We start from the raw sequence: 13,899 nt of genomic DNA, 5'->3' as shown, positions 1-13,899 counted from the left end.
GCGCCTGCTCGACGGCGTACTCGTCCAGCTCGGAGAGCAGACCGTCCACGTCGTCACGGTCGACGGTCAGGTCATCGGCGAAGTGCCGGTCGCCAGTGGCGTCGGGCACGTACTTCACAGTGACAACGATCCTCAAGCTCATGTGTAACTCCTGCTCTCAGGCCGCGACTTCACCGGTGAGGGCAATGACGACCTCGGCCTCGGTGTTGCTGTCTATCTGGTCGGTCGTGACGTCTGGCGCGAGTTCGCGCAAGTGGTCCTCCTGGCGCGCGCCAGGCCCGAACGGCGGAAGCCGGCGACATGGGCGGTGGCGGTACTGTGCGTGGATCGGTGGTGGCGTCCGGTGCCGGCTCTCGCCAGGGGAGGAGACGGGAGCCGGTCCCGGGCGCTCACCTACGAACCGTGACTGTTGATCAGACAGTCGGCGAAGCGGCGCCGTGCCGCGCGGGAAGTCCCAGCATCGCCCGGTACTCGGCGGGCGTGGCCACGGCGCGTCCGGTGACCGCGGCGATCTGCTGACCGATCTGGAGCGCCTGGAGGTTGCTCTCGATACGGTCGTCGCGGTGCGGCCAGAGGAAGTAGGTGTCCTCCATGCCGACGCGGATGTGCAGGCCCATCAGGGCGGCCAGGGTCGCCACGTGGGTGGAGACGCGGCCGGCGGCGCAGACCATGATGAACGCATCGGGGTCTACGTCGCGGATCGCGCTGACCGTGCGGGTCAGGCCCTCGATCATCTGGCGCGGGTTCTCCATGGGGCTGCAGCCCGGCAGCGCGGGGAGGACGAGCCAGGTCGCGCCCTTCTCGATGAGCCCGCTCCTGAACAGGAACCGGTCGGCATTGGAGACGTCGGCGTCCGTGTACACCGCGATCTCGGCCTTGGCTCCGGCCTCGTTGATCAGCCGGACCTTCTCGATCATGATCGGCGCGGGCTTCACGAACAGCGAGTCACCGATGTAGGTGGCTGTGGTGTTGATCGGGGCGGCGTCGAGCACGCCGGCCTGAAGCATCCTTCTGTTAGAAGAGACCATGACCCGGCTGATCCGTTCGGACCTCATCGTCGCCGACGGCATCGGCCTGCTGCCCTTCTCCGACAAGGGCGCTCAGGCCGCAAGGGTCTGGCGCCGGAGGTGCACCTTATCGCGGGGGTCGAGTTACGGCACGAGCTCGGTGGATGCCGCTTGCCCACTCGGCATACGGGAATCCGTCATCGTCAGTTTTGCGCAGAGGTAGGAGAAGCCGCGGTGCTGCGATGTCTTGAACAGTGCGATGAGTGAGATGACGGCCAGGATGGCGGCAGGGCCGGACAACGAGCCGAAATGGTTCAGGAGCAGGAAACCGCCGACACCCGTCAGACCGCGTACCAGTCTTGCCTTCACGTCCGGGCGACGGCCGTCGGCGGTGACTGCCTGCAACCTGACGATGCGCTGCCCGAGACTGGCCCCGCTGCCTACCAGGGGAATTCCGACCATGAGCACCAGCCACGGCCCCCAGAACCCGACACGCTCGACGGTCGCGTTGAAGAAGAAGTGCGAGTAAGGAAGGGCACCAGTGCCGGATATACCCCCCTGCCACACCCACATCAGCGCCGCGCAGGCGGCGACCGTCGGCACATAGAGGAACCCGAAGCACATCAGGTCGCACACGGACGCCAGCAGCCGCCTGCGCCAGGTGATCGGGCGAGGCTCTCCGGGTTCGGCGTGGACCCGCTGACCGGGCACGGCACTGAGCAGCGGAGCGGCCAGTGCGCCGAGCAGACCTCCCAGGCTGTTCGCGATCAGGTCGTCCACGTCGAACAGCCGGTACGGGCACGGGTAGATGAACCAGTCTCCGGTCAGTTGTGTCGTCTCGATCAGCAGTGACACACCCAGGCCGATGATCGCGGTGACGGGCACGCTACGCCCGAACATGTACCGAACAAACATACCCAAAGGTATGAAAAGTATTACATTTAGGAGTACTTGCGTCAGAGCCGGGTTGTGCAGCATCGCCATAGGGCCATCGCCGGTGGCGGACTTTCCCATGTCGTGCAGGAAATGGAAGGGGATCAGTTGCGGTCGGCGAACACCGATGACGGCGCAGAAATCGTGTCGCACCGGCGGGAACGGGGCGAACACATAGAAGAACAGTGCCAGGCCGTAGAGAGGCCCGGCGAATGCCAACGCCATGTTGCCCAGGCCCAGTTCGCCGCGTCGCCGGTACCGCACGGCGATATAGGGAACGAACAGCGCGAACGTGGCCACGGACATCAGCAGGGCGGCCCAGATGGCCGGCTCCATTCTCTGAAGCATGAGGAGCGGATTCCTCTCAGCGCCGTGCCTTGGTCGGCGTCGGCACACGAAAAATGGGATCAGTAAAGGTGCAGCATGCCGGTGACGGCCAGCAGCGCGCAGATGCCGAGATTCAGGACCCGGTGCGACAGGAAGACGGCCACGAATTCGCGGATCGTGGCGCTCGGCCAGAAGTAGCGGGCCGTCGGCGCGCCGATGACCTGCGCCTCGACCTTCTCCTTGCGCGCCATCTGCGCGGCGCGCATGACGTGGAAGTTGTTGGTCACCACCAGGGCCCGGTAGTCCGTTTTGCGGTCCTGCATCAGCGTCTTGCTGAACCGCAGGTTCTCCTGGGTGGTGCGGGACTCGTCCTCGATGAGGATCCGGTCGGCCTGCACACCGCTCGCGATGAGGTAGTCGGCCATCGCCCGAGCCTCGGGGAGGTCCTCGTCCGGCCCCTGCCCGCCGGACATCAGCAACATCGGCTCCCGGCCCTTGGCCCGTTCAGCGTCGAAGACGGCGCGTCCCCGGTCCAATCGGCTCGCCAGCAGCGGCGGTACCCGCGAACCTCCGATGAGTCCGGAACCGAGCACCACGATGAAATCGACAGCGCGCCGGTGCCGGATCCTGCCGTAGACGAACGAGTAGAGCAGAAAGCATACGAAGAGCAGCGACATGTAACCGAGGACGAACCCCACCGCATCCAACGGGGTATCCAGCCGACCCCATCTGCTGCGGTTGGCCAGCGCCTTCAGCGCGATGAACAGCAGGATGCCTGCACCTGCCGCCAGCGACAGCAGATTCGCCAGGCTCCTGCCCTCACGGCGCAACATCATCACGCCGTTCGCGATCAGGAAGAGCGCGAGCACGAAGGGCAGCAGGATGAGGAGGATCCAGAGTGTCAACAGCAGAATCAAGGTCGCGGTCTCGGACGCCGACGCCAGTCTGTACAGCAGCGCCAAGGCCAGGGAGAGGAGCCCGAAGAACAGGTAGACGCCGTTGCGTACGAGTCGTCGGTCGTAAAGGAAGCTGCAGGCGAACACCAGAAAGAAGACGCCTGCAGGAGCAAAGATGATCATATGTTGGCTACTTGGGGGTCGATTGATCGGGCCGTGAGGAGCCTCCGGCCGAACCGAGGAAGGGGAGAAGGAGGACTCTGGGGGACTGAGCATGAGAGCAGGCCGCCGTGAGGCGTCGCCGCAGGGGCTACCGTGCCGCCGAGAGTGTCGACATGCGCCAGGTAGAGCTCCTGCCACTGGTTGCCGGCGGGTTGCCGGTGTTGCAGAGCAACATGCAGGACGGTTGGCCGTTCGGGTCACGCTCCGCCCGCCTGGACGAGCCTCGCATCGCTCGGCTTGGCTGCGCATCGGCCGTATGGCCGAGACGGCGACGGGGTGGGTCTTGTCGTATGAGGCGCGTCTCGCCGGTGGCAGTGATGGCGGCCCCACGACAGGCCCGTTTCCCACGGGGTTTCCACCGGGCGTCATCCTCGAAGCTGACACGACGGCATACCTGAGGCTTACGAGACCGCCTCTCGCCTCAGCCTCAGGTGGTCGGCACTTCGGCTGATACACGGGACCCGTATGAACCGGACGATGGAGGAGTACCCAGCGGGGTGGGGCCTGGCCCCCGCGTCCATGTGCTGTCTGTGGCCGTCTGTGCGCCTGCGCCCCGCGCTGCATCTGCCGTCGATCGGAGTAGTACCTGTGACCACCGCCTCGCCCACCGGCCCTCGCACCACCGTCCCCACCGTGGCCGCCCGCGCCACCGAGCTGTCCAAGGTCTACGGAGAGGGCGACACCCAGGTCGTCGCCCTCGACCGGGTCAGTGTCGGCTTCGGGCAGTCCCAGTTCACCGCGATCATGGGGCCCTCCGGGTCCGGCAAGTCCACGCTGATGCACTGTGTCGCCGGGCTGGACAGCTTCTCCTCCGGTTCGGTTCGCGTCGGTGACGTCGAGCTGGGTTCCCTGACGGACCGGCAGCTCACCCGGCTCCGCCGGGACAAGGTCGGCTTCATCTTCCAGGCGTTCAATCTGCTGCCGACCTTGACCGCGCTCGAGAACATCACGCTCCCGATGGACATCGCGGGCCGGGCCCCGGACAAGCAGTGGCTGGAGAGCGTCATCCAGATGGTCGGGCTGTCCGGCCGGCTGAGCCACCGTCCCGCCCAGCTCTCCGGCGGCCAGCAGCAGCGTGTCGCCGTCGCCCGGGCCCTCGCGTCCAAGCCTGACATCGTCTTCGGCGACGAGCCGACGGGGAACCTGGACTCGCGTGCGGGTGCGGAGGTCCTCGGCTTCCTGCGTGACTCCGTACGGACGTTGGGCCAGACCGTCGTCATGGTCACCCATGATCCGGTCGCCGCCTCCTACGCGGACCGGGTCGTCTTCCTCACCGATGGGCGGATCGTCGACGAGATGTACGACCCCACCGCGGACGGGGTCCTCGACCGGATGAAGGCCTTCGACACCCCGTTCCGTACGAGCTGAGCCGAAGCGGACCGAGCCGTACGAACGACCCGCACTCCCTGATTGACCCCGTCCTCCCCTCACCTCACCGGGACCACATCACCATGTTCCGCACAGCCCTGCGCAACGTCCTCGCGCACAAGGCCAGACTGCTGATGACCGTGCTCGCCGTCATGCTCGGCGTCGCGTTCGTCTCCGGCACCCTGATCTTCACCGACACCCTCAGCCACGCCTACCGCAGCCAGGCGGCCAAGAGCTACGCCCACGTGGACGTCGAGGTCCGCGAGAACGCCGACAGCTCCGCCGAGTTCCCCGGCATCAGCCGGAAGACGTTCGACGGGATCGCCCGACTCGACGGGGTCGCCGAAGCCGCCGGGCGGGTCGACGGGGTGGCCTCCGTCGCCGACAGGGACGGCGGGCTCATCGGCGGCGGCCTGAACAACGCGGCCGCCAACTTCTCACCCGGGAAGGACGGCAAGGACGGCCTCTACGCGTTCACCGACGGCCACGGACCCACCGGACCCGGGCAGGTCGCGCTCGACAAGGCCACCGCCGACAAGGGCGGCTACGACGTCGGCGACACCGTGCCCGTCGCCCTGAAGGGTCCGGCGAAGACGTACAGGCTCTCCGGCATCTTCACCACCGACGCCACCTCGGTGGCCGAGGGCGGCAGTCTGGTGCTGTTCGACACGCCGGTCGCCCAGCGGCTCTTCCTCCGGCCGGGCGTCTACCAGTCCGTCACCGTCACCGCCGACCCCGGTACGTCGAGCCCCGAGCTCGCCGCCGCCGTCAGGAAGCTGCTTCCCGACTACGCGGACGCCCGCACGGGACAGGAACTCGCCAAAGAGAAGATCAGGGCGGTGACGGGAGACACCTCCACGCTCAACGCCCTGCTGCTCGCTTTCGCCGGCGTCGCGCTCTTCGTCAGCGTCTTCCTGATCGCCAACACCTTCACCATGCTGGCCGCCCAGCGCACCCGGGAACTCGCCCTGCTGCGTGCGGTCGGCGCCTCCCGCAGGCAGGTCACCCGGTCCGTGCTGATCGAGGCGATGATGCTCGGCGCGGCCGGCGCGGCCGCCGGACTCGGGCTCGGCGCCGCCATGGCCGCCGTAGCGCGTTCCACGGTCGGTTTCGGCGGCGGGAAGATCCCGGACGGGCCGCTGACCGTCACGTCGACGACCGTCCTGGTCGCGGCCGTCGTCGGGGTCCTGGTCACCATGGTGGCCGCCTGGCTGCCGGCCCGCCGCGCCGCGAAGATCCCGCCGGTCGCGGCCATCGGCAGCGCACACCTGCCGGCCACCACCAAGTCCCTGGTGCTGCGCAACTCCCTTGGCGCGATCGTCACGCTGCTCGGCGCGGCGGTCGTGGTCGCGGGCGCCGGGGCCGGTGGCTCCACGGGCGGGCAGGTCGTCGGGTTGGGTGCCTTCCTGGTGGTGATCGGGGTCATCGTGCTGATCCCCTTGCTGTCCCGGCCCGTGATCGCGGTCATACAGCCGCTGCTGCGGCGCGGCTTCGGGGTCTCCGGGAAACTCGCGGGCCAGAACGCCGTACGCAGCCCGCGCCGTACCGGAGCCACCGCCTCCGCGCTGGCCATCGGGCTCACGCTGGTCAGCGCTCTGACCGTGGTCGCCGCCACCCTCGCTCATTCCGCGGACACGATCACCACCGACATCGTCAAGGCCGACTACATGATCTCGGACGACGGCGCGGGCATGGACGCCTCGACGGTCGCCGCCCTGCGTGAGGTCGAGGGCGTCAGGGCGGTGTCGCGGGAGGAGTCCGGGTTGATGACGATCGACGGCAGCTGGCAGCAGGTGACCGGCGTCACCCCGGCGGACTTCCCCGAAGTCGTCCACCTCACGGTCGTCTCCGGCTCGCTCGACACGCTCACGAAGGGGCAGATCGCCGTCGCCGACGATGTCGCGCGGTCCAACGGCTGGAAGGCGGGGGACACCCTGCCGGTAAAGTACGACGACTCCAAGACCGGCAGGGTGACCGTCGGAGCCGTCTTCGAGAGCAACGAGGTCGTCTCGCCGGTCGTCGTCCCCACGGACGTGCTCGAGTCCCACGAGGACGAGACCAACATCTTGTGGATCTACATCAAGACGGACGGCGGCACCACCGAGAAGGCACTGGCCAATGCCCTCGCCGGACACCCGGGGATCAAGATCGGAGACCGGCAGGACATCCGCGCCCACTTCAACGGGGAGGTCGACACCACGCTGAACGTCACCTACGGCCTGCTCGCGATGTCCCTGGTCATCGCGGTGCTCGGGGTGGTGAACACCCTCGCGATGTCGGTCTTCGAACGGCAGCGGGAGGTCGGCATGCTGCGCGCCGTCGGGCTCGACCGGCGGGGTGTGACGCGGATGATCCAGCTGGAGTCCGTGGTCATCTCCCTCTTCGGCGCGGTGATCGGTATCGGGGTCGGTTCCTTCCTCGGCTGGGCCCTCTGCGAGACCACGAAGGCAGACGTCCCCGGATACGCGCTGGCGCTGCCGTGGGGCCGGTTGGGGCTCTTCCTGCTGCTGGCGGCGCTGGTCGGCCTGCTGGCCGCCATGTGGCCCGCCCGCAGCGCGGCCCGGCTGAACATGCTCACCGCCATCAAGACCGAGTAGGCGGAGCCGGTCGCCGTACGGCCGTAGGCACACCGTGCCTACGGCCGTACCGTCGCGAGCGGGAACTCGGCGGCCGGTGTCGAGCCGACGTCCAGTGCGGCGCGGCTCTGCCGGAGCCGCGCCGCACTGTGGCTCCGGTGCCGCGCGGGCCGGCGTGCAGGTCGAAGGTGATCACACCTCCGCCGTGCCGGCCCGACCATCCCGTCTCCGGTTCGGAACCGCGGTCGGCGCCGCTGCGGCCGACTTCTCTTGCGTACACACGACCTGCGTACTACCGCCGCCGGCACCTGCTGGTGATGAAGAAGATCGCATCATCGTTCGTAAGCGCTTACTCGCGGCGGTGGCCTGGCGTGTACGTTGGTCCAGGTTGGGTGGGAGCCGATACCCGGCCTGCTGGACTGCCGCCTCCCGCCATCGGAGAAGCATTTTCATGGACCAGGCCGTGCGCAGGCGTCGTCAGGCGTTGTTTCTGCTCTTCCTGCTCGCCGGTATCGCGATGTCCTCGTGGGTGACACGCACCCCCGCGATCCGGGATGCGCTGGATGTCTCCACGGCGCAGATGGGCCTGATCCTCTTCGGGCTGTCGCTGGGCTCGATGCTGGGAATCCTCGCCTCAGGCCGGCTGGTTTCCCGATCCGGGACGCGACCGGTGATCTTCTGGGCCACGGCACTGCTCATCCTGGGGATGGCCACGATCTGCGCCGGCAGCCTCATGGTGTCCGTACCGATGGTGACGGCCGGACTATGCGCCTTCGGTGTCGGTATGGGCGCGAGTGATGTGGCCGCGAACATCGACGCCACGGACGTCGAGCGGACATCCGGCACGACGACCATGCCTGCCCTGCACGGATGCTTCAGCCTGGGCACGGTCCTCGGAGCCGGCGCGGGCATGGGCGCCACGGCGGCCGATGTACCGGTCCACTGGCACCTCGCGGCGGTAACGGCTCTGGCTGTCGCGATCTTCCTCTTCGCGCCGCGCGCCGTGCCGGCGGGTACCGGCCGCGCCGTCGACGAGTCGGCGAAGACGCATGGCTCCGGATCCCGCCCTGCGGTGTGGAGGGACGGCAAGCTCGTCCTCATCGGTGGAATCGTGCTGGCCATGGCGTTGGCCGAGGGAGCGGCGAACGACTGGCTGCCGCTGCTCATGGTCGACGGACACGGCATGGACGCCACCCTGGGCTCACTTGTCTACGTGGGTTTCGCCGCCGCGATGACCCTGGGGCGATTCGCGGCACCCTTCTTCCTGCGCCGCTTCGGCCGTGCGTCGGTCATACGCGTCAGCGCCGTCGCGGGGGCACTGGGTCTGCTCCTCGTGATCGCCTCGGACAACGCGGTGGTGGCCGGCGTCTCCGTGCTGCTGTGGGGGCTGGGTGCCTCACTCGGCTTTCCCCTCGCGCTCTCCGCCGCGGGGGAGTCGGGCTCCGACGAGACGGCTCGGGTCAGCCTCGTCGCGACCATCGGCTATGTCGCGTTCCTGGTCGGACCACCGGGGCTGGGCCTCCTGGGTGAACACATCGGCCTGCGTGCCGCGATGCTGGTGGTCCTCGCGTGCGTCGTCCTCGCAGCCTTCCTCGCCCCGGCGGTCGAGCCCCGGCGGCCTTCCCCAGGTGAGACGCCCCAGCATGATGGTGCGGCCGAGCACATGCCGCAGCGGTGACTCTCCCTCGCTGGGAACGCCCCAGGTCGACCTCTGCCTGGCGCCCGGCGACTCGGCAGGCCGCGCTCCACTCGGGTTCCTGGCGGGAGCACTCATAGCCTATGTCCGGTATGCCGTGGCGCTGGAAGGCCGGGTGGCAGCCCGCGTGCAGTTCCCGGTATCCGGACGTTGCGGCCTGGTCCAGCTCGTGGATCAACGCCTGGAGCGCCGACGGGAGGCCGGCCGGGTCGGCGGCGTGCCGACGCAGGATGGTGTCCGCTCCCTGCTGCAGGGACCAAGGCAGCGCGATCCCGAGCTCGCGGGCTCCGCCCCGCGCGAAGAGCCCGTCGTCCGGTTTGGAGAAGGTCTCGCGCGGAGCGATGGCCTTCAGCTCCGGCGGCTTGGACAGCGCGGCCATCCACTGGGTGTTGCCGAAGTAGCTCTGCCCGAACATCCCGACGCGGCCGTTGGAGCCCGGGAGGGCGGCGGCCCACCGGACCGTGTCATAACCGTCGTCCGCCTCGTGGGTCCACGGCTCCCACACGCCGTCCGAGGCGAACCGGCCTCGGGTGTCCTGGATGACGACGAGGAATCCTTGGCGTGCCAAGCCCAGCGGATCGAGGTGGCCGTGCACGGCCGGAGTGTTCTTGCCGTAGGGCAGACGGACGAGGAGCACGGGCCACGGGCCGCCTTCGTCGGCCTGATACACATCCGCCCGCAGTACGGTGCCGTCGCGCATGGTGGCGGGAACGTCGTAGCGGGCCGTCACGTCGGGCATGTACCGGGTCCTTCTGTCGTGCGGTGTCGGGGGATTCCGGACTCTCGCACGACGCACCACCCCACCAGCACCCCCGAAGGAGGGGGCGTCGCCGTCGCAGAGGCTGCCCGCTCGGGGCCCGGTGTGGCGGAATCAGGGTCTGTTCTCCTCCGCGCCGCACGAACGTGTCCGCACTCGGACGGAGCAGCTTTCGCGATGCGAACAACTCGGCGTCCTCAGATGTGAGTTGACCGCAATCCCCTTCGGGGAGCCGACACGTACCGACGTCACCGAGCCCCGTCCGAACCCCGGGCAGGCGCCTCGCCACGTCCTGAGCAGCTCGGGTGGCGTCATCCCTCCTGATGGCCGCGTCTCCGTCGAAGTGATGAGACGGTGCCCTACGCCGGTCTGACGTGCCGGCGATTACCGCCGCCATAGCCTCGCCGGGTGTCAGAGAAGATCAAGCCGGAAGAACCGGCAGCGGAGGCCGCGAGTCGGCGTGTGCGGTCGTTGGACGTGCTGCGCGGCATCGCCATCATCGGAACCTTGCTGAGCAACATCGGAACATTCGTCGCTCTGTCTGAGGATGAAGTTCCCGTGTACATACTCGGTGCGAGAGCCGAGATGTACGTGGACCAACTGGCGTTCATGGTCGCGAACGGCAAGTTCCTCGCGCTCCTGTCGATCCTGTTCGGCGTCGGCATGGCCATCCAGTGCGAATCCGCACTCCGGCACGGGCGCCGCTGGCCGTGGAGGTACGAGTGGCGCTCGCTGCTGCTGCTGGTCGACGGATTCATCCATTTCGCGCTCGTCGTCGACTTCGACGTCCTCATGGGGTACGCGCTGGTCGCCATGGTGGTCGCCCCGCTCCTGCTGCTGCGTACCCGTTGGCTGGTCGCGGCGGCCGTGCTCGCGGGGTCAGTGCACATGACCATGCAGTTCCGTGAACTGCTGACAGGAGTGACCTTCGGCGCGAGTTCGCAGGACGACTTCGTGTCGGCCACCTACTTCGGTGAAGTCGCCCATCGGGTGACGAACTTCTGGGAGATACGCCAGGGGCTGCTCGTCTTCTCCGCGCCCTTGACGGCGTTCCTCTTCCTTTCCGGGGCGCTGCTGTGGCGGGCGGGGCTGTTCAGGGGGGATGCACGTGCGCACGTGCTGAGCCGCCGGCTCGCGGTGGGCGGACTGGTCGTGGGAATGCCGCTGACCGTGTGGGTCATTCTGCCCCTGCCGGGACAGGAGTATTTCGTCTCCCTGTTCCGCTACACCTCCGCTCCGATCGTAGCGTTCGGTTACCTAGGGCTGATCCTCGTCCTGCTGCGCCGGCGCGGCGGTTCCGGCTTCTTCGGCCGGCGCCTGGCCGAGGTCGGCCGCACCGCGCTGTCCTGCTACATGTTGCAGAACGTGGTCGCGATCATGGCCTTCACCGAGGGGGGATTGGATGTGGGAGCGTTCGGGCCCGTTGGTACGGTCCTGGCCTGGGCGGTGATCAGTGCTCTGCTGATGCTCTTCGCCTGGTGGTGGCTGCGGCACTTCCGGCAGGGCCCGTTCGAGGGAGTATGGCGATGGGCGGTCGACGCCCCCTTCCGGCGGGTCGACCAGAAGCGGCGGGAAGAACGTGATGGGGATGCGAAGCGAGCGGGAGCGGAGAACGGGGCCGTTGTCGGCGCCTCATAGCGGTGCCGTGGCGGTGGCGGGGCTGGTGCTGGTCGCCGCCTCGATCGATGTGGCCGAGTTGCTGTGGTTCGAGCGGACGACGGCTTGGAGCGTGTTCCTGGCCGTCTCCACCGCCGGGTTCGCCCTTTTCCTCCTGCGGCGCCGTTCGTGTCCGGCGGTTGCCCTGGCCGTCGCCGGACTGGGGTACCTGGTCACATCGGCCTGGCCGGGCGAGGAGGCCGAGTCGGCGCCGGTCCTGGCGCAGGCGGGTGTCTGGATCGTCGCGTTCGCCGTGATCGCCGAAGGCACGGCCCGGCTCCGGCTGACGGCCATCGCCGTGCTCGGGACGACCGTCGCCGTCGACACTTACCAGGGCCTGCGGGACGCCGGGGCGTCCGTCTTCGAGCCGACGACGCTTATCTACGGCACTGCCCTCCCCGGCCTCATGCCCCTCATGCTGGTCGCGCTGGCCGACGCGGCGCGCACCCGCATCCGACTGGCCGCCGCACAGGCCGAACAGGCCGAACGGCTCCGCGAGCTGGACGCCCGCGCGGCCGTTCACGACGAACGGCTACGGCTGGCCCGCGAATTGCACGACGCGGTCGCCAACCGACTCAGCGCCGTCGCGATGCGGGTCACGGCTGTCGGCCATGTCCACAGGGACCGGCACACGCCAGAGAGCGAGGCTCTGGCCGAGATCGGCCGCGAAGTCGGCAGCGCACTGGGTGAATTGCGCGGCGCGCTGGGCACGCTCCGGGACGACCGGGACGAACCTGCCTCCGTGGCGCAGCCGTCCCTGCGGGAGGTCGAGGCGCTGGCCGACCAGGCGCGCAGGGCCGGCGCAAGGGTGGATTTCGTGACCAGCGGCGAGCCGATCCATCTGACCCACATGGTCGACCTCGCGGCCTACCGCATCCTCCAGGAGGCGTTGATGAACGTGGCTAGGCACGCCCGGCCACCCCGCGCGACGGTCTCTCTCGACTACGGCGGGGATCGACTGCGCATCCGCGTCGACGACGAGGGAGAACCCCAGCACTGGCCGCGGAGCAGCCCGACCGCCGGTCACGGCCTGATCGGGATGAGGGAACGCGCCGCGCTGTGCGGCGGGTCGGCCACCGCCGGCCCCCGGCCGGGCGGCGGCTGGCGGGTTGAGGCGATCCTGCCCCTGCCGACGTCGGCGGCATGACGGCAGTGGCCGTCTCCGTGCTCCTCGCTGACGATCAGGAGCTGGTGCGTGCCAGCATGCGCATGATGATCGATGTCGAGCCCGATCTTGTGGTCGTCGCAGAGGCCGCCGACGGGGAGGCCGCGGTCGAACTGGCCGCCCGGCTGCGCCCCGACGTGGTGGTCATGGACGTACGTATGCCCCGGCTGGACGGCGTCGCGGCCACCCGGCGAATCATGGCCCAGACGGGCCCGCCGGCCATCCTCGCGCTCACGACCTTCGACCTCGACGAGTACCTCTTCGGGACGCTGCAGGCCGGAGCCACGGGCTTCGTACTCAAGGACGACCCCGCGGCCACGCTGCTGGACGGCATCCGGGCCGTCGCCCGCGGTGACGGGTTCGTCTCACCCGGCCCGACCCGAAGACTGATCACCCGAACCGCCGGCCACGGCATCGGCCTCGTCAATCTGCCCGACGGCCTGACACCACGGGAACGCGAAGTCCTGGCCCTCGTCGGGCACGCCCTGAGCAACGCACAGATCGCCCGACGACTGCGCGTCGAGGAGAGCACCGTAAAGACGCACGTACAGAAACTGCTGGCCAAACTCGACGTCCGCACGCGGGTGGAGGCGGCCCTTATCGCGAGCCGAGCCGGGCTCATCGAGAACGGATCGGCGGAGCCGGGGAAATGACCTTCGCTCCCTGGCGGAGCGGACAGCGACGAGACGGCGTTGGTACCGCACTCCGAGGCCGCTCTCCAGGCGCATCCCGCACCGCTCGGCGGCCTGGTCGAGCAGGGCGGTGCCTGCGGTGGCGGCGTGCGCGGGGGTGCGGTCAGTACGACCACCCCGATGATCAGCCCCATCACATCCACGGCCAGGCCCCGCTTGCGGACCGGCACCTTCTTGTCGGCGTCCAGTCCCGTCGTGGTCTGCGGGACACGCGAGGCTACGCGGACGGCCTGGGTGCCGATGATCACGAGAGACGGGTCCTCTGATCGGCGGGCTCTCTCGCGTACCTGGCAGCGCAGGAGTTCCTGGATCCGCTGGTGGAGGATCGGACCTAACGTCCACTGAGATGTCTCTCACAACTCTCGCCTGGGGCGGAAAGTCCCCTGGATACTGATCAGTGACATAAACGCGCCTGCGCGCCTTATCCGTCGCTCTGAGTGCCGCACCCAGGATTTGTCACTGACGAAGCTCGTGATGCCACTTGCCGGGCTGGGCACGGTAGCCGGGTACGCAGCCGACAGGACTGCGCCTCCATCGTTCGCAACGCAGCGAGCTGCTTCCGCAGGCAAGCGTCCTTGATGTTCCAGCACGGTCGCGAGCCGTC

General features: G+C 68.6%; 9 protein-coding genes and 3 pseudogenes. 6 read left to right on the top strand and 6 right to left on the bottom strand.

Annotated elements, in window-relative coordinates; genetic code table 11:
* The 4 genes and pseudogenes from PUR53_RS10925 to PUR53_RS10910 form a co-directional block, all read right to left on the bottom strand.
* Positions 1–142 (bottom strand): annotated as a pseudogene (locus tag PUR53_RS10925) (electron transfer flavoprotein subunit beta); the annotation flags it as partial.
* A gap of 271 nt (positions 143–413) precedes the next feature.
* Complete coding sequence (locus PUR53_RS10920; protein WP_329908161.1) at positions 414–1,007, bottom strand: 3-keto-5-aminohexanoate cleavage protein; 594 nt, start codon at positions 1,005–1,007, stop codon at positions 414–416.
* A 144-nt stretch (positions 1,008–1,151) separates the two neighbouring features.
* Positions 1,152–2,276 (bottom strand): VanZ family protein, encoded by a 1,125-nt coding sequence (locus PUR53_RS10915; RefSeq protein WP_329908160.1) that lies wholly within the window; start codon positions 2,274–2,276, stop codon positions 1,152–1,154.
* Between the two features lie 71 nt (positions 2,277–2,347).
* A complete protein-coding gene (locus PUR53_RS10910; RefSeq protein WP_329908159.1) occupies positions 2,348–3,346 on the bottom strand; it encodes a YdcF family protein in 999 nt (332 codons plus the stop codon).
* A gap of 516 nt (positions 3,347–3,862) precedes the next feature.
* Here PUR53_RS10910 and PUR53_RS10905 point away from each other — a divergent pair.
* The 3 genes from PUR53_RS10905 (at position 3,863) to PUR53_RS10895 (ending at position 9,007) form a co-directional block, all read left to right on the top strand.
* Positions 3,863–4,753 carry an ABC transporter ATP-binding protein gene (locus PUR53_RS10905; RefSeq protein ID WP_329908158.1) on the top strand — a complete coding sequence of 297 codons (891 nt, stop codon included), beginning with the start codon at positions 3,863–3,865 and terminating at the stop codon, positions 4,751–4,753.
* An 83-nt stretch (positions 4,754–4,836) separates the two neighbouring features.
* Positions 4,837–7,350, top strand: coding sequence for an ABC transporter permease (locus PUR53_RS10900; RefSeq protein WP_329908157.1), 2,514 nt, complete (start codon positions 4,837–4,839; stop codon positions 7,348–7,350).
* Positions 7,351–7,780: 430 nt separating this feature from the next.
* Positions 7,781–9,007, top strand: a complete 1,227-nt coding sequence (locus PUR53_RS10895; RefSeq protein WP_329908155.1) for an MFS transporter — start codon at positions 7,781–7,783, stop codon at positions 9,005–9,007.
* A 268-nt stretch (positions 9,008–9,275) separates the two neighbouring features.
* On the opposite strand, the pseudogene PUR53_RS10890 reads toward PUR53_RS10895, so the two are convergent.
* Positions 9,276–9,725: pseudogene (locus PUR53_RS10890) on the bottom strand (CocE/NonD family hydrolase); the annotation flags it as partial.
* Positions 9,726–10,259: 534 nt separating this feature from the next.
* Between PUR53_RS10890 and PUR53_RS10885 the strand changes: the two are divergent.
* The 3 genes from PUR53_RS10885 to PUR53_RS10875 are packed head-to-tail and all read left to right on the top strand — an operon-like array spanning position 10,260 to position 13,256.
* Positions 10,260–11,420: a DUF418 domain-containing protein gene (locus PUR53_RS10885; protein WP_329908154.1), complete on the top strand. Its 1,161-nt coding sequence runs from the start codon at positions 10,260–10,262 to the stop codon at positions 11,418–11,420.
* On the top strand, positions 11,404–12,585 hold the full coding sequence (locus PUR53_RS10880; RefSeq protein WP_329908153.1) for a sensor histidine kinase: 1,182 nt from the start codon (positions 11,404–11,406) through the stop codon (positions 12,583–12,585). Before PUR53_RS10885 ends, PUR53_RS10880 begins: the two co-directional genes overlap by 17 nt.
* Before the next feature lie 5 nt (positions 12,586–12,590).
* On the top strand, positions 12,591–13,256 hold the full coding sequence (locus PUR53_RS10875; RefSeq protein ID WP_329908162.1) for a response regulator transcription factor: 666 nt from the start codon (positions 12,591–12,593) through the stop codon (positions 13,254–13,256).
* A gap of 53 nt (positions 13,257–13,309) precedes the next feature.
* Here the strand turns inward: PUR53_RS10875 and PUR53_RS10870 are convergent.
* Positions 13,310–13,618: pseudogene (locus tag PUR53_RS10870) on the bottom strand (IS5/IS1182 family transposase); the annotation flags it as partial.
* Between the last annotated feature and the right edge of the window lie 281 nt (positions 13,619–13,899).

Source organism: Streptomyces sp. SP18BB07 (assembly GCF_036322545.1).
Taxonomy (GTDB): domain Bacteria; phylum Actinomycetota; class Actinomycetes; order Streptomycetales; family Streptomycetaceae; genus Streptomyces; species Streptomyces deccanensis.
Note: the sequence above shows the minus strand (reverse complement) of the source record. Positions and strands in the feature narration are given on the sequence as shown.